The sequence below is a fragment of the Microbacterium sp. 22303 genome (assembly GCF_052045265.1).
In the GTDB taxonomy this organism is placed as follows: Bacteria; Actinomycetota; Actinomycetes; order Actinomycetales; family Microbacteriaceae; genus Microbacterium.
In genome coordinates this window covers 13,622-32,379 of sequence record NZ_JBQEOQ010000006.1, presented here as the reverse complement: position 1 = coordinate 32,379, position 18,758 = coordinate 13,622, and the positions used below count along the sequence as shown (strand labels likewise).

The following is an 18,758-nucleotide window of genomic DNA, read 5'->3' as shown; positions in this document are numbered from 1 at the left end:
TCACGGTGGCCGAAACCATCGTCTAAGGAGTCCGCATCAGCGATCCCCGCACCAATGAGCGCATCCGCGTCCCCGAGGTCCGCCTCGTCGGCCCCGCGGGTGAGCAGATCGGCGTCGTCCGCATCGAGGCCGCACTGCGTCTTGCGCAGGAAGCCGACCTCGATCTCGTCGAGGTGGCCCCGAACTCGAAGCCTCCCGTGGTCAAGATCATGGACTACGGCAAGTTCAAGTACGAGGCCGCGCAGAAGGCGAAGGAAGCTCGCCGCAACCAGGCGAACACCATCCTGAAGGAGGTGCGCTTCCGTCTGAAGATCGAGGCGCACGACTACACGACCAAGCTCAAGCGTGCCGAGGGCTTCCTGAAGGCCGGCGACAAGGTGAAGGCGATGATCCTGTTCCGCGGTCGGGAGCAGTCCCGTCCCGAGCAGGGCGTGCGGCTCCTCCGCAAGTTCGCCGAGGACGTGGCCGAGTTCGGCACGGTGGAGTCCAACCCCACCATCGACGGACGCAACATGGTCATGGTCGTCGCCCCGCTGAAGAACAAGTCCGAGGCGAAGGCCGAGCAGAACGCGGTGCGCGACGCGCAGCGCGCGGCCAACAAGCAGGCGGCCCGCGACGCCAAGGCGCCTGGCGCGCCGGCAGAGCCCGCAGAATCGGCTGCTCCCGCCTCGACCACGGAGTGATCCGGTCGGAGCGATAAGCCCCACACAGACCTCCCGCAATGCGCGGGCAGAACCCTGTCGCCCAGCTGGGCGCCATACGAAGGAAGAGAAGATGCCGAAGCAGAAGACCCACTCGGGTGCCAAGAAGCGCTTCAAGATCACCGGCAGCGGCAAGCTGAAGAAGCAGCAGGCCGGGATGCGTCACAACCTCGAGCACAAGTCGAGCCGCCGCACCCGCCGCCTCAACCAGGACCAGGTGATGTCGAAGGCTGACACCAAGGTCGCCAAGAAGCTCCTCGGCCGCTGACGCGCCCGATCTCACGAACAGGAACACACGAAAATGGCTAGAGTCAAGCGCGCCGTCAACGCTCACAAGAAGCGTCGCGTCATCCTCGAGCGCGCCTCGGGTTACCGTGGCCAGCGCTCGCGCCTGTACCGCAAGGCGAAGGAGCAGGTCACCCACTCCCTCGTCTACGCGTACCGCGACCGTCGCAAGCGCAAGGGCGACTTCCGTCGTCTGTGGATCCAGCGCATCAACGCGGCTGCCCGCCAGAACGGCATCACGTACAACCGCTTCATCCAGGGCCTCGGTCTCGCCGGCGTCCAGGTCGACCGCCGCATGCTCGCCGAGCTCGCCGTCAACGAGCCGGCGACGTTCGCCGCGCTGGTCGAGACGGCCCGCAAGGCTCTGCCGGCGGACGTCAACGCGCCCAAGTCGGCTGCGTAAGCACGAAGTCGGCTGCGTAAGCATCTGAAACACGAAGGGGCGTCGTCCATGAGGGCGGCGCCCCTTCGGTGTCCCTAGACTGTGATCGTGCTGGAGAACCCCCGATCCCCGCGCGTGCGCGCCGTCGCCAAGCTCACCAAGCGCAGCGCCCGCACCGAGACAGGCCTGTTCCTGCTGGAGGGACCGCAGGCGGTCCGCGAAGCGCTGTCCTATCGGCCCGAGGCCATCGTCGAGCTCTTCGCGACGCCGACCGCATGGGACAAGCACGGCGACCTGCGTCAGGCGGCGGCCGACGCGGACGTGCGCTTCGAGTACGTGACCGAGTTCGTGCTCGCGGCGATGGCCGACACCGTCACGCCGCAGGGCGTGGTCGCGGTGGCCCGGCAGACGCCCACGTCCGTGCGGGACATCTTCGCCGCCGCTCCGCGCCTCGTCGCGATCTGCGAGGAGGTGCGCGACCCCGGCAACCTCGGCACCATCATCCGCGCCGCGGACGCGACGGGCGCCGACGCGGTCGTGCTCACCGGACGCACGGTCGACCTGTACAACCCGAAGGTCGTGCGCTCGACCACCGGATCCCTCTTCCATCTGCCGGTCTCGGTCGGCGGCGATCTCGCCGATGTCATCGAGCGCGCGCACGCTGCCGGCCTGCAGGTCGTCGCCGCGGACGTGAAGGGCGATGACCTGCTCGCGGCCCGTGCCGAAGGCGTGCTCGCCCGGCCCACGGCGTGGTTGTTCGGCAACGAGGCGCACGGGCTGGAGGAGCCGGCGCTGGAGCTGGCCGATCGGGCGCTCCGGCTGCCGATCTTCGGCCGGGCCGAGTCGCTGAACCTCGCCACCGCCGCCAGTGTCTGCCTCTACGAGAGCGCGTTCGCCCAGCGCGCCTGAGTATGAAGATCCTCATCGTCGAAGACGACGAACGCGTGGCCGACGCCCTCGCCGGGTTCCTCGGCCGTGCCGGCTATGCGGTGGAGCGTGCGGGCGACGGACGGGGCGCTCTCGACATGCTCGGCACCGATACGGAGGCCGTGATCCTCGATCTCGGCCTTCCGGACATCGACGGCATCGACCTCTGCCGCCGCATCCGCGCGGTCAGCGGGGTCCCGATCCTCATCGCCACCGCGCGCAGTCAGGTGCACGAGCGCATACGGGGACTGCGCGCCGGGGCCGACGACTTCCTGGTCAAGCCCTATGACGTGCAGGAGCTGCTCGCCCGCATCGAGGCGGTCACCCGCCGCAGCCATGCGATCGCCGGCGAGGTCGGGCCGGTCGGCATCGACATCGACGGTGTGCGGATCGACCTCGTCGCGCGCCGGGTGCTCGTGGACGGCGAGCCGGTGGAGCTGACCCGCAAGGAGTTCGACATCGTCGCGGTGCTGGCCAGGTATCCGGGTGTCGCCGTGCCGCGCGAGCGACTCATCCGCGAGGTGTGGAACACCGATTGGCAGAGCTTCGCCCGCTCGCTCGAGGTGCACGTCGCCTCGATCCGGCGCAAGCTGGGGCGGCCGGCGCTCATCGAGACGGTTCGCGGCGTGGGCTACCGGCTGACGGGACTGTGACCCGTGCGGAAGCGGTTGTTCATCGTGTTCCTGGTGCCGCTCGCGGCGGTGCTGCTGCTGCTCGGCGGCGCATACGGCTGGGCGGCCTCCCGCAGCGTGCAGCAGGGCTTCTACACGCAGCAGGTCGGTGACATCGGCACGTTCGTGACGAGCGCGCGGCAGGCGCTGCTGTCCGGAAGCTCCGAAGTGCTGGACGGCGAACTGCAGCGGTACCACGATCTGTACGGCACGCGCGTGATCGTGGTCGACCGGTCCGGCCGACCCTGGTCACCGCAGCAGGGCGAGTCTCCGGTGCTCGACGACGCCACCGTGAACAAGGTGCAGCTCGCTCTCTCCGGGCGGCGCAGCGACCTGCCGGAGCCCGTCCTGCTGCCGTGGCAGTTCGCCGAGCAGTCTCTGGTCGAGCCGATCTTCGATCAGGGTGACGTCATCGGCGCCGTGGTCATGTCCGCGAGCGTGGAGGCGCCGCGTGCCGAGATCGTGCGGCAGTGGATCCTGCTCGGCGTCGTCAGCGTGGTCGCGATCGGGGTCGGCCTGCTCGTGGTGCTGGGCCTCGCGCGCTGGGTGCTCAAGCCGGTGCACCGCGTGGACGAGGCGATGGAGGCCATCGAGCGCGGTGACATGGAGGCGCGCATCGCCGACGACACCGGACCCCCGGAGCTGCACCGCATGATCCTGCTCTTCAACCGGATGGCGGAGGAGATCGAGCGCGTGGTGTCGCGTCAGCAGGAGTTCGCCCTCAACGCGTCGCACGAACTGCGCAATCCGCTGAGCGCTCTGCTGCTGCGGGTGGAATCGCTCGCGACGGGCCTGGACCGCAGTTGGGACGACGAGGTCGAGGCGACGCGCGAAGAGGGCCGGCGGATGTCGAGGATCCTGGAGACCCTTCTGTCGTTCGCGCGCGGATCCGATCCCGCGCCGCTGCGCGATCCGGTCGATCTCGCCGATCTCGCCGAGCGCCGCGTGGTGGCCTGGCAGGACGCGGCGGCCGCGAAAGGCGTCGCACTGGCTCTGCACGTCCATGCACCGGTGCGCTCCACCACGGATGAGACCATCGCCGAGAGCGCGCTGGACGCCGTGATCGACAACGCCGTGAAGTTCTCGCCGGCGGGCACGGTGGTCGACATCACAGTGGCGCGCGCGGAGACCGCTTGCGAGCTGTCGGTGCGCGATCACGGTCCGGGCCTTGCGGAGGACGAGCTCGCGCATGCGACCGACCGGCACTGGCGCAGTGACCGGACGCGCGCGATCCCCGGCACGGGCCTGGGCCTCGCGATCGCCACGGATCTGCTGGCCACGGTCGATGCAGCCGTGCGTCTGGAGGCGCCGGAGGACGGTGGGCTCCGGGTAGTCCTGGTGCTCCCCGCCGCGGAAGCGCGATGACCGTGCAGAGCAGCCAGGGGCGGCCCCGGCGCACCGCGCCGAGCGGTGGCGCGACGCGGTCGGGGTGGAGGACGGCGCGGATGCTGGTCGCGCTGCTGCTCTGCGTGCTGAGCGTGTCGAGCCTCGCCTCGTGCGCACCGGAGGACCGCAGCTGGGCGGACAAGCCGCAGACGATCGCCGGCGGGGGAGCGACCGGGGTCTACTACGCCTACGGCCAGCAGTACGCCGCGGCTCTCGCCACCCGCCTCGGCGTCCGGTTCACCGCGCAGCAGACCAATGGATCCGTCGACAACCTGGAGCGGATCGGATCCGGCCGGGCGGTGCTCGGCTTCGCGCAGGGCGATGCGGTCGCGGACGCCGTGGCGGGCACGGGCGCGTTCGAAGAGGCGATCCCGATCGTCGCCGTCGCTCGGCTGTACGACGAGTACGTGCACATCGTGGTCAGGGACGGATCCGATGTGCACGACCTGCGCGACCTCGCAGGGCGCAGGGTCTCGCTGGGCGCGCGCGGCTCCGGGGTGGAACTCGTCGCCCGACGCGTGCTCGCGGCCGCCGACGTGGACGCCGCCGCGATCAGCAATCCGGAGCTGGGCCTCGAGGGGTCGATCGCGGCTCTGCGCAAGGGGGAGATCGACGCGTTCTTCTGGGTGGGCGGGTTGCCGACACCGGGCATCGCGACGCTCGCGGCCGGCACTCCGATCCGGTTGCTGTCGATTCCGCCGGCTGTCGTCGAGGCCGTCAACGCGGCGCATGCCGGTGCCTACCGGCAGGCCGACTTCCCGATCGGCGGCTATGGCATCGACAGCTCGACGGTGACGATGACGGTGCCGAACTACCTGATCGCCCGCGCCGATGCGCCGGAGGCGCTCATCCACGACGCGACGGCGGTGCTTTTCGACGAGCGCGCGACGATCGCCCAGGTTGCACCCGCGGCGGCGCTGCTCGATCGCAGGCAGGCGATCTTCACCGACCCGATCCCGTTGCACACCGGTGCCGCACGGTACTACCGGGAGACGCACGACTGAGGGTGCGGCGCGTCCTGTGGAACACCGCTGTCGCGTGCGGGAAACCGCCCGGAAACGGGAGCGACGAAACCCTCAAGGAATCCTCAAGCGCAGTGCTCCGGGAGCGGGCGAACCAATAGCGTCATCGTCACCCCGCGGTTCCATCCGCCTCGCTCGTCCTCACGGAGTTCCGACATGCCCGAATCCCGCCCTGCCTCCGTCGGCGCACCCCTGGTCGTGGTCGACCACGTGCAGAAGCACTATGGCGACTTCCAGGCGCTGACCGACATCGACCTCACCGTGCACAAGGGCGAGGTGGTCGTCATCATCGGACCGTCCGGATCCGGCAAGTCGACCCTCTGCCGCACCATCAACCGTCTGGAGACCATCACCAGCGGCTCGATCACGATCGACGGCAAGGAGCTTCCTGCCGAGGGCAAGGGCCTGGCCCAGCTGCGCGCCGACGTCGGCATGGTGTTCCAGTCGTTCAACCTGTTCGCGCATCTGACGATCCTCGAGAACGTCACGCTGGGGCCGATCAAGGTGCGCGGCCTCAAGAAAGCGGATGCGGAGAAGGAGGCCATGCAGCTGCTCGAGCGCGTGGGCGTGGCCCAGCAGGCCTCCAAGCTCCCCGCACAGCTCTCCGGCGGGCAGCAGCAGCGCGTCGCGATCGCCCGGGCACTGGCGATGCACCCCAAGGTGATGCTCTTCGACGAGCCGACCAGCGCGCTGGATCCGGAGATGATCACCGAGGTCCTCGACGTCATGATCGAGCTGGCCGCGAGCGGGATGACGATGATCGTCGTCACGCACGAGATGGGCTTCGCCCGCAAGGCGGCGAACCGCGTCGTGTTCATGGCCGACGGGCGAATCCTCGAGGAGGCCGGCCCCGAGGAGTTCTTCACCAACCCGCAGTCGGACCGTGCCAAGGACTTCCTGTCCAAGCTGCTCACCCACTGACCTGATCCCCGCACCACAGCACCCTGCACTGAAGGAGAAGCACATGCGAAAGTCACGGATCCTCACCGGCATCGGCATCGCCGCCGTCGCCCTGATCGCCCTCACCGGCTGCAACAGCGGCAGCCCGACCAGCCCCGGATCCACGGGGGAGGGCGTGAGCCCGACCAGCGACAAGCCGCTGTTCGAGGTCGCCAAGGACGTCAAGCTCGAAGGCAGCCCGACGTTCGACCGCATCACCAAGAACGGCAAGATCACCATCGGCGTCAAGGAGGACCAGCCTGGCCTCGGCTTCAAGGACGCGACCACGGGTGAGCGGAGCGGCTTCGACATCGACATCGCGCGCTGGATCGCGGCGTCGCTCGGCTACAGCGAGGACAAGATCGAGTTCAAGCCGATCCCGTCGGCCAACCGCGAGCAGTCCATCGTGAACGGCGACATCGACTACTACGTCGGCACCTACTCGATCACCGACAAGCGCAAGGCCGTGATCGACTTCGCCGGCCCGTACTTCGTCACCGGCCAGGGCCTGCTGGTCCGCAAGAGCGAGGACACGATCAAGAGCGAGAAGGACCTCGCCGGCAAGACGGTCTGCTCCGCGACCGGATCCACGCCCCTGCAGAACATCCAGGCGAACTTCCCCGACACCAAGACGGTCGGTCTCGACCTGTACTCCGCGTGTGTGGACCAGCTGATCAGCAAGCAGGTCGATGCCGTGACGACGGACCAGGCCATCCTGATCGGTTACGCCTCGCAGGATCCGGAAGAGCTCAAGGTCGTCGGCGAGCCGTTCACGACGGAGAAGTACGGCGTGGGCCTGGCCAAGGGCGACGCGGCACTGCAGACGTTCATCAACACGATGTTCACCGAAGGCGGCGACACCTGGAAGGCGATCTTCGAGAAGAACCTCGGCGCCAGCGGCATGAAGGTCACCCAGCCCGCGGTCGAGAAGTGATCCGGGGCGGCCGGCGGGGCTGACCCCGCCGGCCGCTTCTTCCCCGACGTCCTCGGACGTCCCCGAACCCGAACCGGAAGGAGAGAGCGCGTGGACGCACTCCTGGGCAATCTCGACCTGTGGGGGCAGGCGACCCTGAACACGGTCCTGCTCTTCCTCGGCGGCGGCGCGCTGGCGCTCGTGCTGGGCACCATCGTCGGCGCCATGCGGGTCTCGCCGGTGCCGATCGCCCGCGGCGTGGGCACGGTGTACGTGAACCTGGTGCGCAACACCCCGCTCACCCTGGTGTTCTTCTTCTTCGTCTTCGGATATCCGAAGCTCGATCTTCCGGAGATCCCGTTCATGCCGCTGGGCATCATCGCCCTCGGCATCTACACCGCGACCTATGTCGCGGAAGTCCTCCGTGCCGGCATCAACACCGTGCCCGTGGGGCAGGCCGAGGCCGCCCGCGCGATCGGCCTCACCTTCGGGCAGGTGATGACGCTTGTCGTCATGCCGCAGGCGTTCCGATCGGTGGTGCCGCCCATGATGAGCGTGTTCATCGCGCTGCTGAAGAACACGACGGTGGCGGCCGGCTTCTCCATCGCCGAGCTCGCCGCGCTGCGCGCCACCGTCGCCGATTCCGCGAACCGGCCGGGCACTGTCATGGAGATCCTGTTGTGGGTCGCCGTGGTGTTCATCGTCCTGGTGTTCCTGCTGAGCCTCGTGCAGCGGCACTTCGAGAAGAAGTGGAGGATCGTCCGATGAGCGGCGCATCCGTTCTCTACGATGTCCCCGGCCCCAAGGCCGTCCGGCGCAACCTCCTCCTCGGCATCGTGACCGTCCTGGTCGTGGTCGCCGCGGTCGGTTTCGTCGCCTATAGATTCGCGGTGACCGGCCAGTTCGACGCCGCGCGGTGGAACCTCTTCACCTACTCGCTCGTCTGGCAGGGGATGGCCCAGGCGCTGTGGGCGACCGTGAGCGCCTTCCTCGCCGCCGCGGTCGGCAGCATCCTGCTCGGCTTCGTGCTGGCGATCGGGCGGCTCTCCGACCACGCCTGGGTGCGGGTGCCGGTCACCGTCGTGATCGAACTGCTGCGCGCCGTGCCGGTGCTGGTCATGATGATGATCTTCTTCTACGGCGTGAACTCGATCCCCGGATCCACCTTCCGGATGTCGGCGTACGCGGCCGTCGTGATCGGCCTCGTGCTCTACAACGGTTCCGTGCTCGCCGAGGCGCTGCGCGCCGGTGTCGAGGCGCTGCCGAAGGGGCAGAAGGAGGCCGGTTACGCGATCGGCCTGCGCAAGTCCGGCGTCATGGTTTTCATCCTGCTGCCGCAGGCGATCCGGGCGATGCTGCCGGTCATCGTGGCTCAGCTCGTGGTGACGCTCAAGGACACGGCGCTCGGCTTCATCATCACCTACCCCGAACTCATCTACTACGCCAAGTACCTCAGCGGGCAGCCCGGCCGCCCGCTGCTGCAGGCGGGTCTCATCGTCGCGGTCATCTACATCTCCATGTGCCTGATCCTCTCCGGTATCGCGAAGTGGCTCGAGGTGCGCACCCGGCGCTCGCCGAAGGTGCTCCACCACGTCGGCAACTCCGCCGCGGACGACGAGTCGACCCTGACCGAGGTCATCGCGCTGCAGGGCCGCGCCGGCAACCTCGACGCCGGCGGCGGGCCGCGCTGACTCCGGCGCGCTCAGCGGGGGGGCTTGAGCGCGCCGGTCCCCACCACGCCGACCGAAGCGCCCTGTAGCCTCGCGGTCATGGTGCACGTCGAACCGGTCTCCGCGTACCCGCCCGCATCGAGCCGCACGCTCGCTCAGTGGCTCGACCCGGAGCTGGGGAAGCAGTACGCACCGGAGTTCTCCACCCGGCTGCGGGAGATCGCGGATGCGCGGGCTGCGGCGGCCGGCATGTGGGCGGCGCTTCTGAGCGTGGGCATCTCGGCCGTTCTGTTCGCAGGGGTGATGGTCGCCGTCACCGGCCGAACGCTGTCGAACATGCCATGGATGATCGTCGGCCTTGTCCTCGCGGCGGTCGGCGGATGGTTCCTGCAGCGCGTGCGGCGTTGGGTGCCGAAGCCGGGGACCTCCCTGTCCGTCCGCGGCCCGGGGAGTCTGCGGAGCGGGCTGTGGGCGGCCGGAGGGATCCTGTGCGTCTTCACGGTGTTCCTCGCGATCGGCGCCCTGACGAGCGGCCGGGCGCTGGTGCCGGTGCTCGTCGAACTCGGCATGGTGCTCCTGCTCGTCTCGGTCTTCGTCGTGCCGCCCTCGATCGTCGGCCGCAGCAGGCAGATCCTGCGACGGCAGACGCAGAGGAATCCTCGCCTCGCAGCGACCCTGGAGCGCGAGCGTCTGTCGTGGGCGCCGACAAGGCGCACGGAGATGTTCGGGCCGCTCTGAGCGATCGGTGGCGGGCGGGGCGGATGCCGCCGCGCCGGTAGACTCGGTTCTCGTGTCCGACAACGCACAGACTTCCCCTCGCGCTTCTGAAGCAGCACAGATCACCCCCGAGGCGGTGGAGACCGCCGTCGAGGCCGCGCTCGCCGCGATCGGGTCCGCGGCCGACACCGCCGAACTGAAGGCCGCACGCGCTGCGCACGTCGCCGAGGGGTCGCCGCTCGCGATCCTCAACGCGTCCATGCGCCAGGTCGCTCCCGAGCACAAGGCCGCCTTCGGCAAGCTCATCGGCCAGGGCCGCGGGCGCGTCACGCAGGCGCTCGCCGCCAAGGAGGCGGAGCTGGCCGAGGCCGAGACCGCCGCGCGGCTCGAGGCCGAGCGCGTCGACATCACCGCGGTCGCCTCGCGTACCCGGGTCGGCGCCCGGCACCCGCTCACGCTGCTGCAGGAGCAGATCAGCGACGTGTTCGTCGGCATGGGCTGGGAGATCGCCGAAGGCCCCGAGCTCGAGCACGAGTGGTTCAACTTCGACGCGCTGAACTTCGACGTCGACCACCCCGCACGTCAGGAGCAGGACACGTTCTACGTGGATCCGCCGTCGCGTCACCTCGTGATGCGCACGCACACCAGCCCCGTGCAGGTGCGCTCGATGCTCGACCGCGAAGTGCCCATCTACGTGCTGTGCCCCGGGCGCGTCTACCGCACCGACGAGTTCGACGCCACCCACCTGCCGGTGTTCACCCAGTTCGAGGGCCTCGTCGTCGACAAGGGCATCTCGATGGCGCACCTCAAGGGCACGCTCGACCACGTCGCGCGTCAGCTCTTCGGCCCGGAGGCGAAGACCCGCTTCCGCACGAACTTCTTCCCCTTCACGGAGCCCTCCGCCGAACTCGACCTGTGGCACCCGACCTTCAAGGGCGGCGCGCGGTGGATCGAGTGGGGCGGCTGCGGCATGGTCAACCCCAACGTGCTGCGCGCGGCGGGGATCGACCCCGATGTGTACAGCGGCTTCGCGTTCGGCATGGGCGTCGAGCGCGCCTTGATGTTCCGCAGCGATGTGCAGGACATGCGTGACATGGCCGAGGGCGATGTCCGTTTCAGCGAGCAGTTCGGGATGGTGGTGTGATGCGCGTCCCGCTTTCGTGGCTGCGTGAGTACGTGGATGTGGCCGAGACGGTCACGCCGGACGACGTCTTCGCGGCGCTCGTCTCCGTGGGCTTCGAGGAGGAGGAGCTGCACGGCTTCGACATCTCCGGCCCGGTCGTCGTCGGGCAGGTGCTCTCCTTCGAGGAGGAGCCGCAGTCCAACGGCAAGACCATCCGCTGGTGCCAGGTCGACGTGGGCGAGGGGAACGGCGGCGTCCGCGGCATCGTCTGCGGCGCGAGCAACTTCGCAGTGGGGGACAAGGTCGTCGTGACCCTGCCCGGCGCCGTGCTGCCCGGGCCTTTCCCGATCGCCCCGCGCAAGACCTACGGGCATGTCTCCGACGGCATGATCGCCTCGGCCCGCGAGCTCGGTCTCGGCGATGAGCACAACGGGATCCTGATCCTCTCCGAACTCGGCATCGACGCCCCTGTCGGCACCGACGCGATCGCCCTCCTCGGACTCGACGACGTCGCCGTCGACGTGAACGTCACGCCCGACCGCGGCTACGCGTTCTCGCTCCGCGGCATCGCCCGCGAGTACGCGCACGCGACCGGAGCCGCCTTCCGCGACCCCGCCGACCGCGACTTCGCCGAGCTGCAGCCCGGCAGCGGCCGCACCGCGGTCGTCGAGGACGCGGCTCCCATTCGCGGCGCCACCGGCGCGACCGAGTTCGTCACCCGCGTGGTGCGCGGCGTGGATCCGTCCCGTCCCACTCCGCCGTGGATGATCGCGCGCCTCACCCTCGCGGGTATGCGCTCGCTCGGCGTGCTCATCGACATCACCAACTACGTGATGCTCGAGCTCGGCAACCCCGTGCACGGCTACGACCTGGACAAGCTCGACGGGAACATCGTGGTCCGCCGTGCTGCGCAGGGCGAGACCATGGTCACGCTCGACGGCCAGAAGCGGATCCTGCACGCCGAGGACCTCCTGATCACCGACGGCTCGGGTCCGATCGGCCTCGCCGGCGTCATGGGCGGCGGCACGACCGAGATGAGCGGCACCACGCGCAACGTGCTCATCGAGGCGGCGACGTTCGACCCCATCACGATCGCGCGCTCCGCCCGCCGGCACAAGCTGCCCAGCGAGGCGTCCAAGCGCTTCGAGCGCGGAGTGGATCCGCTCATCCCGTTCGCTGCCGCGCGTCGCGTCGCCGATCTCATGGTCGAACTCGCCGGCGGCACCCTGACGGAGGAGGGCGGCGCGCTCTTCGCCGAGGTCTACATCGAGGGCATCGACCTTCCGGCCGGCTTCGTGCAGGGCCTGATCGGGGTGGACTACACCGACGACGAGGTCACGGGCGCGCTCGAGACGATCGGCGCCGAGGTCACGGCGGACGACCCTTCGACAGGCTCAGGGACCGGGTGGGTAGTGATCCCGCCGAGCTGGCGCCCCGACCTCACCGACAAATGGTCGCTGGCCGAAGAGGTCGCGCGCATCCACGGACTGGACCGGATCCCGTCCGTGCTGCCGACCCCGCCGTCCGGTCGCGGACTGACCGACTTGCAGCAGGGCCGGCGCCGCGTCGCGAACGCCCTGGCCGCCGCGGGGCTGGTGGAGACTCCGGCGTTCCCGTTCACCACGCAGGAGCAGAACGACCTGCACGGCTCCGCCTCCGGGGAGAGCCTTCCCGGTGTGCGCCTCGCGAACCCGCTCGACGGGCAGACGCCGTTCCTGCGGCGCTCCCTGCTCCCCGGACTGCTGCAGATCGCGCACCGCAACATCGCGCGCGGCCTCGTGGATCTGGCGATCTTCGAGACCGGCGTCGTGTTCCTGCCGGAGCCGGGCGTGGTCTACGGCACCGACGAGGTGCCGCCGCTGGGTGTCCGACCCTCGGACGAGAAGCTCGCCGAGCTGGACGCCTCGATCCCGCCGCAGGCCCGCCTCGTCGCCGCCCTGTTCACCGGGCACGTCACCCCGCGCCAGCCGGGGCGTGCGGCCGAGGAGTACGGCCTCAGCGAGGCGCTCGACGCCGTGCGCGTGATCGCGGATGCCGCGGGCGTCGAGATCGACGTCGTGCAGGGCAGCCGTGCGTCCCTTCACCCGGGACGCGCCGGTGTGCTGCAGGTGCGCGGCACCGAGGTCGGCTACGTCGGCGAGCTGCACCCCCAGGTGTCGGCCGACGCAGACCTGCCCGGACGCGCGGTGGTGCTCGAGCTCGACCTCGACGGCGTGCTGGCGCTGGCGGGGGAGCGCGTGGTCGCGGCATCGCTGTCGACCTACCCCGCCGCGACGCAGGACGTGTCGCTCGTGCTCGACGCCGGGATCCCCGCCGCCGATGTGAGCGCCGCCCTGTCCGAGGGTGCAGGCGCGCTGCTCGAGTCGGTCCGCCTCGTCGACGACTACCGTGGCGAGGGCGTTCCGGACGGATCCAAGAGCCTGACGTTCGCGCTGCGCTTCCGAGCCGACGATCGCACGCTGACCGCCGCAGAGGCGACGGAGGCGAAGCTCGCCGGCGTCGCTGTCGCGACCGAGCGGTTCGGAGCTCAGATCCGCGACTGACGCGGACACGCGCTCGGTTAGTGTGGGCGCATGGACAGAGCACGAGGGGGACGTTCCGGCGGGACCGCCCGCAGGAGACGGGCGGTGGCCGTCGTGGCGACGGTGGGCGCAGCGATCGTGGCGCTGATCGTGAGCGCGTGCACGCCGACCGCGGACCACGGCGGCAGCGGAAGCACCAGCGGATCCTCCTTCGAGAACGACGGGTGCACGCATGTCGCGGTCGCGACGTCGTCGGAGAAGGTCAACATGCTGGACGCGCTGGCCGCCGCGTTCAAGGACTCCGCCGAGAGCAAGGGTCTGAAGACGTGCGCGACGGTGCGCCCGGTCAACGTGTCATCGGGCAACGCTGCGGCATATCTCACCCAGGGCGGAGACTGGCCGACCAAGGATCGCGACCTGTGGCCGACGCTCTGGTCACCGGCATCGACGGTGTGGACCGATCGCGTCGCTGCGGCGTCCTCGGCCTCCCTCGTCGGAGAGCCGGCGTCGTTCGCGCGCACGCCGATCGTGTTCGGCATGCCGGAGACGATGGCGAAGGCGCTGGGCTGGCCGGACAAGAAGCTGGGCATCGCCGATCTCGCGAACCTGTGCAAGAACCCGGACGGCTGGGGCAGCGTCGGCAAGCCGATCTGGGGATCCTTCAAGATCTCCAAGACCAACCCGAACACGTCCACGACCGGTCTCTCCACGATCCTGATGCAGGCCTACGCCGCGAGCGGGAAGTCGAGCGACCTGACACCCGAGGACGTGGACGCCGCCGCCGACTTCTCCCGGGTGTTCGAGGAGTGCGTGATCCACTACGGCGACACCACCGGCAATGTGCTGTCCCGCCTGTACGACGAGACGCAGCACGGTGCGAAGGGCTCGGGCTACGTCTCGGCCGTGGCGCTGGAGGAGACCTCGCTGATCAACTACAACCTGGGAAACCCCGACTCGCACACCGTGCAGCCGGGGGAGAAGCTCACCCCGCCGAAGGACAAGCTCGTGGCGATCTACCCGTCCGGTGGGTCCCTGTGGTCCGATGACCCGATCACCGTGCTCGGAGCGGACTGGGTCACCGACGCCCAGCGCGCGGCGGGGACGGCGTTCGCCGCGTTCCTGCAGACACCCGCGGCGCAGAAGCTGCTGCCGGCCTACGGCTTCCGCCCGCTGGACGAGAAGGCCGACCTCGGCGACCTGTTCACGAGGCAGAATGGCATCGATCCTGCCCAGCCCGCGATCACGCTGCCCAAGCCCGACGTGAGCACGATCTCTGCGGCTCTGGACCAGTGGGCACAGGTGCGAAAGCCGTCCTCGGTGATGGAGCTCATCGACATCTCCGGATCCATGGACGACTCGATCGGCGATGGAAGAAGTCGTCTGGACGGCGCGATCGACGGCGCGCAGCAGAACCTGCAGCATTTCCGCGGCACGGACGAGGTGGGGGTTTGGGCGTTCACCACGGAGGTGCAGTCGTCGGCCGGTAAGAACGTGCTCGCTGTGCGCGACATCTCGCCGCTCGGATCCGACCGGGAGTCGTTGAGCGGCTCCCTCAACGATCTGCATTACGCGCACCGCGCCGGCACGCCGTTGTACGACGCCGTGCTCACGGCGTACAAGGCGATGAGCGCGCGCGCCGAACCCGGCCGCATCAATGCGATCGTGCTGCTCTCCGATGGTCAGGACACCGACTCCGACACCTCGCTGGACTCTCTGGTGGCGCAGCTCGGCAAGGACGCGAAGGAGGGCGGTGACGAGTCGCTGGTGCGGGTGTTCGCGATCGCGTACGGCGCAGACGCGGACAAGACCGCCCTGAAGCGGATTGCCGAGGCGACCGGCGGGCAGATGTTCGACGCCTCGGATCCACAGCGCATCGATCTCGTGTTCGCCTCGGTGATCAACAACTTCTGAGTGAGGCGCGCATGACCGAGCACACCGGAGTCGGGCCGGCCGCGGATCCGTCCGGCGGCTGGCTGGATGACGCTGCGAGCCATCTGCAGCAGGGGGCCGTCTACGTCTCGCCGGATGTCGCGAATGCGAGCGGACTGCAGACGCAGCTGGCGAAACTGGTGCCGTCCGACGGCTCCATCGCGGTGGTCGTGCTGCCCGACCAGGCGCACTTGGACTCGGCGCCGTACACGACGTACCTGCTCGACAAGCTCTTCGACGGAACGCACTACGGATCCCTCGTGGTCGCGATGGGCGCCGACCTGCAGGCCACGTCGCGCACGATCCCGAAGGATGAGGCGATGTCGATCGCGAACGAGGCGGAGGGCAGCGCGAACGGGAACACCGCGAACGCGCTCACCGCGGCGGTGCAGCGAATCGAGGCGTCGGTGCCGGAAGGCGAATCGACCCCGGGAGGCGCGGGCCCGGCGGTGGCATGGTTGCTGCCTGTCGGGATCGTCGCCGCGCTCGTCGCTGCGGGAATCGTGACGGCGATCACCGTGCTGCGCCGGCGCCGCGGACGCCGAGCGGAACCCGCCGCGATCCCGTCGTCGGTCAAAGACAGGCTCGCGCGATTGAGCGCCCTGCAGCAGGACTATGCGCGGCTGGGCGCCGGGGACGCGATCGCCGCGCGGACGGCGACCACGATCGGCTCCCTGGTCGGCACCGTGTCGCAACTGTTCCCACGGCTGGATGCGAGAGCCGCGGATGATCAGCGCGGTCTCGCCGAGCTCGAGTACACCGACAAGCTCGGCCGCCTGGTTGCGGCGCTGGATCGCGACTACCTGCTGGACATCTTGCAGAATCCGCAGCTGTGGGAGGACCCGGACGAGCGGATCCAGGAGGTGCAGGAGGCCCTGGATGCCGTGTCCCAGCAGGCGCTGGACAACGTCAAGCAGGTGAATGCTCGCAAAGCCCTTCATTTCCAAGTCTCACTGGACTCACTGGTCGGCCGCGATGAGCTGCGCGATTGGGAGCGCGAATTCGAGCGCAACTCGAAGCCGACCGACTCGGGCGAGGACCAGACGGACCGCAAGTGACGGGCGCGCCGGCGGAGGGGACCGGGAACCGGGCCGAATCCGTAACACCGCGGAAACACGTTCGACCTCGAGCCGATACCCCGGGAGGCTTAGAGTCTCGATGTTCCCTGACATCGGAGGCCCTGCATGCACGTGAGTCCGGCTGAGACCGAGAAGCTCCTGCTGGCCGTCGCGGGCATGGTGGCGAGGGACCGCCTGGCGCGCGGAGTGCGGCTCAACTACCCGGAGACCGTGGCACTGCTCAGCACCTGGGTGATCGAGCGGGCGCGCGAGGGAGCACTCGTCGAAGATCTCATGCAGCAGGGGCGCGAGGTGCTGACCGCCGACGACGTTCTGCCCGGGGTCGCGATGATGCTGCACGACGTGCAGATCGAGGCCACGTTCCCGGACGGGCGCAAGCTGGTGACGGTGCACCACCCGATTCAGGAGCCGCCCACCGCGCGGTCGGACGAACAGGCCGTTCCGGCGGAGGCGCCCGGTGCGTACCGCATCGTGCCGGGATCGATCGAACTGAACGCGCGCAGCTCGGCGGATGCGGCGAAGAGCCTGGTCTTCCTGAACACCGGCGACCGGCCCATCCAGGTCGGCTCGCACGTGCACCTGCGGGATGTCAACACCGCCCTCGCCTTCGACCGTGCCGCGGCGCATGGCTTCCGACTGGACATCCCGTCGGGCACGTCGCAGCGGTTCGAGCCGGGCGCGTCTCGCGAACTGGCGATCGTCGCCCTCGCGGGGATGCGCCGAGTGCCAGGTCTGCAACGGGGGAACACGGACGAACCGGCGCTCGACGCCGAGACGGGGAGGGGGGCCTGATGCGTCTGGACCGCGAGCGCTATGCGTCCATCTACGGCCCCACCGCGGGCGATCAGGTGCGCCTCGGCGACACCGATCTGTGGATCGAGATCGAGCGGGACCTCACCGCCGGCGGCGAGGAGGCCGTGTTCGGAGGCGGCAAGTCGATCCGCGAGTCCATGGCCCAGTCGACCGCTACCCGGGCCGAGGGCGCGCTGGACACCGTGATCACCAACGCGATCGTGCTCGACTGGTGGGGCATCGTGCGCGCCGACGTCGGCCTGCGCGACGGCCGGATCGTCGCGCTGGGGCGCTCGGGCAACCCGGACATCGCCGATGGCGTGCATCCCGATCTCGTGATCGGGCCTTCGACCGACGTGATCTCGGGCGAGGGCAGGATCCTCACTGCGGGCGGGATCGACTCGCACGTGCACCTGCTCTCGCCGTCGCAGATCCACGAAGCTCTTGCGGTGGGGGTCACCACGATCGTCGGCGGCGGCACCGGCCCCTCCGAGGCGTCCAAGGCGACGACCGTCACCCCGGGGGCGTGGCACCTCGAGACGATGCACCGGTCGCTGGACCGCTTCCCGGTCAATGTGCTGCTGCTCGGCAAGGGCAGCACGGTCTCCCAGGAGGCGCTGCGCGAGCAGGCGCTCGCCGGTGCCGCGGGATACAAGATCCACGAGGACTGGGGGGCCACGCCGGCCGCGATCGACGCGGCGCTGACGGCCGCCGAGGAGTGGGGCCTGCAGGTCGCGCTGCACTCCGACTCGCTCAACGAGACGGGCTATGTGCAGTCCACCATCGACGCCATCGGCGGGCGCGGCATCCATGCGTTTCACGTCGAGGGCGCCGGCGGCGGTCATGCTCCGGACATCCTCGCGATCGCGTCGCTGCCCAACGTGCTGCCCGGATCGACCAACCCGACGCTGCCGCACACCGTGAACACCGTGGCCGAGCACCTCGACATGCTCATGGTGTGCCACCATCTCAATCCGGCCGTGCCGGAGGATCTGGCGTTCGCGGAATCCCGGATCCGGGCCACGACGATCGCCGCCGAGGACATCCTGCACGATATGGGGGCGCTCTCGGTCACGTCCTCCGACGCCCAGGCGATGGGGCGGATCGGCGAGGTCATCACCCGCACCTGGCAGGTCGCGCACGTCATGAAGCACCGTCGCGGGCGGCTGAGCGAGAGCCTGCCCGCCGACAACGAGCGGGCCCGGCGATACGTCGCCAAGTACACGATCAACCCGGCCATCGGGCACGGGATCGACCACGAGGTCGGATCCGTCGAGGTCGGCAAGCTCGCCGATCTCGTGCTGTGGGATCCGCGCTTCTTCGGCGTGCGCCCCGAGGTCGTCATCAAGGGCGGCGGCCTGGTCTGGGGCGCGCTGGGGGATCCGAACGCGTCCATCCCGACGCCACAGCCGGTCCTGATGCGCCCCGCCTTCCTGGACGCGATCGGCGCCGATCTGTCCGTGACGTTCGTCTCGCCCGCCGCGCTCGCCGACGGTCTCCAAGAGCGTCTGGGCCTGCGCCGCCGGCTCGCCGCGGTGCGGAGCACCCGGGCGGTCACGAAGGCGGATCTGAAGAACAACGACGCCCTCCCGCGGATCGACATCCGTCCCGACACGTTCGCGATCTCGATCGACGGCGAGACCGTGGTGCCCGCCCCTGTGGATCGGCTTCCGCTCGCCCAGCTGTACGCGATGTTCTGA

Annotated in this window: 18 protein-coding genes; all 18 read left to right on the top strand. The window is 69.5% G+C overall.

Features of this window, described 5'->3' with window-relative positions:
- Nucleotides 1–35: 35 nt before the first annotated feature.
- The 18 genes from infC (at nt 36) to ACTJI8_RS16135 (ending at nt 18,758) form a co-directional block, all read left to right on the top strand.
- On the top strand, nt 36–683 hold the full coding sequence (gene infC / locus ACTJI8_RS16220) for a translation initiation factor IF-3 (RefSeq protein ID WP_440734731.1): 648 nt from the start codon (nt 36–38) through the stop codon (nt 681–683).
- 91 nt (nt 684–774) lie between these two features.
- Nucleotides 775–969 carry a 50S ribosomal protein L35 gene (rpmI, locus tag ACTJI8_RS16215; RefSeq protein WP_440734468.1) on the top strand — a complete coding sequence of 65 codons (195 nt, stop codon included), beginning with the start codon at nt 775–777 and terminating at the stop codon, nt 967–969.
- A gap of 33 nt (nt 970–1,002) precedes the next feature.
- A complete protein-coding gene (rplT, locus tag ACTJI8_RS16210) occupies nt 1,003–1,389 on the top strand; it encodes a 50S ribosomal protein L20 (protein ID WP_045272308.1) in 387 nt (128 codons plus the stop codon).
- An 87-nt stretch (nt 1,390–1,476) separates the two neighbouring features.
- Nucleotides 1,477–2,277, top strand: a complete 801-nt coding sequence (locus ACTJI8_RS16205; RefSeq protein WP_440734467.1) for a TrmH family RNA methyltransferase — start codon at nt 1,477–1,479, stop codon at nt 2,275–2,277.
- A 2-nt stretch (nt 2,278–2,279) separates the two neighbouring features.
- Nucleotides 2,280–2,948 (top strand): response regulator transcription factor, encoded by a 669-nt coding sequence (locus ACTJI8_RS16200; protein WP_440734466.1) that lies wholly within the window; start codon nt 2,280–2,282, stop codon nt 2,946–2,948.
- A 3-nt stretch (nt 2,949–2,951) separates the two neighbouring features.
- On the top strand, nt 2,952–4,331 hold the full coding sequence (locus ACTJI8_RS16195; RefSeq protein WP_440734465.1) for a sensor histidine kinase: 1,380 nt from the start codon (nt 2,952–2,954) through the stop codon (nt 4,329–4,331).
- Entirely contained in the window at nt 4,328–5,356 is a 1,029-nt protein-coding gene (locus tag ACTJI8_RS16190) for a TAXI family TRAP transporter solute-binding subunit (RefSeq protein ID WP_440734464.1), read from the top strand. The genes ACTJI8_RS16195 and ACTJI8_RS16190 overlap by 4 nt, the downstream gene beginning before the upstream one ends.
- A 174-nt stretch (nt 5,357–5,530) precedes the next feature.
- Nucleotides 5,531–6,295 (top strand): amino acid ABC transporter ATP-binding protein, encoded by a 765-nt coding sequence (locus ACTJI8_RS16185; protein WP_440734463.1) that lies wholly within the window; start codon nt 5,531–5,533, stop codon nt 6,293–6,295.
- A gap of 43 nt (nt 6,296–6,338) precedes the next feature.
- Complete coding sequence (locus tag ACTJI8_RS16180) at nt 6,339–7,247, top strand: glutamate ABC transporter substrate-binding protein (RefSeq protein ID WP_440734462.1); 909 nt, start codon at nt 6,339–6,341, stop codon at nt 7,245–7,247.
- 90 nt (nt 7,248–7,337) lie between these two features.
- Nucleotides 7,338–7,994: an amino acid ABC transporter permease gene (locus tag ACTJI8_RS16175; RefSeq protein WP_440734461.1), complete on the top strand. Its 657-nt coding sequence runs from the start codon at nt 7,338–7,340 to the stop codon at nt 7,992–7,994.
- Nucleotides 7,991–8,917 (top strand): amino acid ABC transporter permease, encoded by a 927-nt coding sequence (locus ACTJI8_RS16170; protein ID WP_440734460.1) that lies wholly within the window; start codon nt 7,991–7,993, stop codon nt 8,915–8,917. The genes ACTJI8_RS16175 and ACTJI8_RS16170 overlap by 4 nt, the downstream gene beginning before the upstream one ends.
- A gap of 78 nt (nt 8,918–8,995) precedes the next feature.
- Nucleotides 8,996–9,634, top strand: coding sequence for a hypothetical protein (locus tag ACTJI8_RS16165; RefSeq protein ID WP_440734459.1), 639 nt, complete (start codon nt 8,996–8,998; stop codon nt 9,632–9,634).
- 52 nt (nt 9,635–9,686) lie between these two features.
- On the top strand, nt 9,687–10,757 hold the full coding sequence (pheS, locus tag ACTJI8_RS16160; protein ID WP_440734458.1) for a phenylalanine--tRNA ligase subunit alpha: 1,071 nt from the start codon (nt 9,687–9,689) through the stop codon (nt 10,755–10,757).
- On the top strand, nt 10,757–13,279 hold the full coding sequence (gene pheT, locus ACTJI8_RS16155) for a phenylalanine--tRNA ligase subunit beta (protein ID WP_440734457.1): 2,523 nt from the start codon (nt 10,757–10,759) through the stop codon (nt 13,277–13,279). Before pheS ends, pheT begins: the two co-directional genes overlap by 1 nt.
- 84 nt (nt 13,280–13,363) lie before the next feature.
- Complete coding sequence (locus ACTJI8_RS16150) at nt 13,364–15,169, top strand: substrate-binding and vWA domain-containing protein (protein ID WP_440734456.1); 1,806 nt, start codon at nt 13,364–13,366, stop codon at nt 15,167–15,169.
- Nucleotides 15,170–15,180: 11 nt separating this feature from the next.
- Nucleotides 15,181–16,245, top strand: a complete 1,065-nt coding sequence (locus ACTJI8_RS16145) for a hypothetical protein (protein WP_440734455.1) — start codon at nt 15,181–15,183, stop codon at nt 16,243–16,245.
- Between the two features lie 126 nt (nt 16,246–16,371).
- Complete coding sequence (locus ACTJI8_RS16140; protein ID WP_440734454.1) at nt 16,372–17,058, top strand: urease subunit gamma; 687 nt, start codon at nt 16,372–16,374, stop codon at nt 17,056–17,058.
- Nucleotides 17,058–18,758, top strand: a complete 1,701-nt coding sequence (locus ACTJI8_RS16135) for an urease subunit alpha (RefSeq protein ID WP_440734453.1) — start codon at nt 17,058–17,060, stop codon at nt 18,756–18,758. Before ACTJI8_RS16140 ends, ACTJI8_RS16135 begins: the two co-directional genes overlap by 1 nt.

What these genes read in the sequence shown, in the direction of transcription:
- rpmI (WP_440734468.1), top strand. Translation starts at nt 775, where the DNA reads ATGCCGAAGCAGAAGACCCACTCGGGTGCCAAGAAGCGCTTCAAGATC.
- rplT (WP_045272308.1), top strand. Translation starts at nt 1,003, where the DNA reads ATGGCTAGAGTCAAGCGCGCCGTCAACGCTCACAAGAAGCGTCGCGTC.
- ACTJI8_RS16200 (WP_440734466.1), top strand. Translation starts at nt 2,280, where the DNA reads ATGAAGATCCTCATCGTCGAAGACGACGAACGCGTGGCCGACGCCCTC.
- ACTJI8_RS16190 (WP_440734464.1), top strand. Translation starts at nt 4,328, where the DNA reads ATGACCGTGCAGAGCAGCCAGGGGCGGCCCCGGCGCACCGCGCCGAGC.
- ACTJI8_RS16185 (WP_440734463.1), top strand. Translation starts at nt 5,531, where the DNA reads ATGCCCGAATCCCGCCCTGCCTCCGTCGGCGCACCCCTGGTCGTGGTC.
- ACTJI8_RS16180 (WP_440734462.1), top strand. Translation starts at nt 6,339, where the DNA reads ATGCGAAAGTCACGGATCCTCACCGGCATCGGCATCGCCGCCGTCGCC.
- ACTJI8_RS16170 (WP_440734460.1), top strand. Translation starts at nt 7,991, where the DNA reads ATGAGCGGCGCATCCGTTCTCTACGATGTCCCCGGCCCCAAGGCCGTC.
- ACTJI8_RS16165 (WP_440734459.1), top strand. Translation starts at nt 8,996, where the DNA reads ATGGTGCACGTCGAACCGGTCTCCGCGTACCCGCCCGCATCGAGCCGC.
- pheT (WP_440734457.1), top strand. Translation starts at nt 10,757, where the DNA reads ATGCGCGTCCCGCTTTCGTGGCTGCGTGAGTACGTGGATGTGGCCGAG.
- ACTJI8_RS16145 (WP_440734455.1), top strand. Translation starts at nt 15,181, where the DNA reads ATGACCGAGCACACCGGAGTCGGGCCGGCCGCGGATCCGTCCGGCGGC.
- ACTJI8_RS16140 (WP_440734454.1), top strand. Translation starts at nt 16,372, where the DNA reads ATGCACGTGAGTCCGGCTGAGACCGAGAAGCTCCTGCTGGCCGTCGCG.
- ACTJI8_RS16135 (WP_440734453.1), top strand. Translation starts at nt 17,058, where the DNA reads ATGCGTCTGGACCGCGAGCGCTATGCGTCCATCTACGGCCCCACCGCG.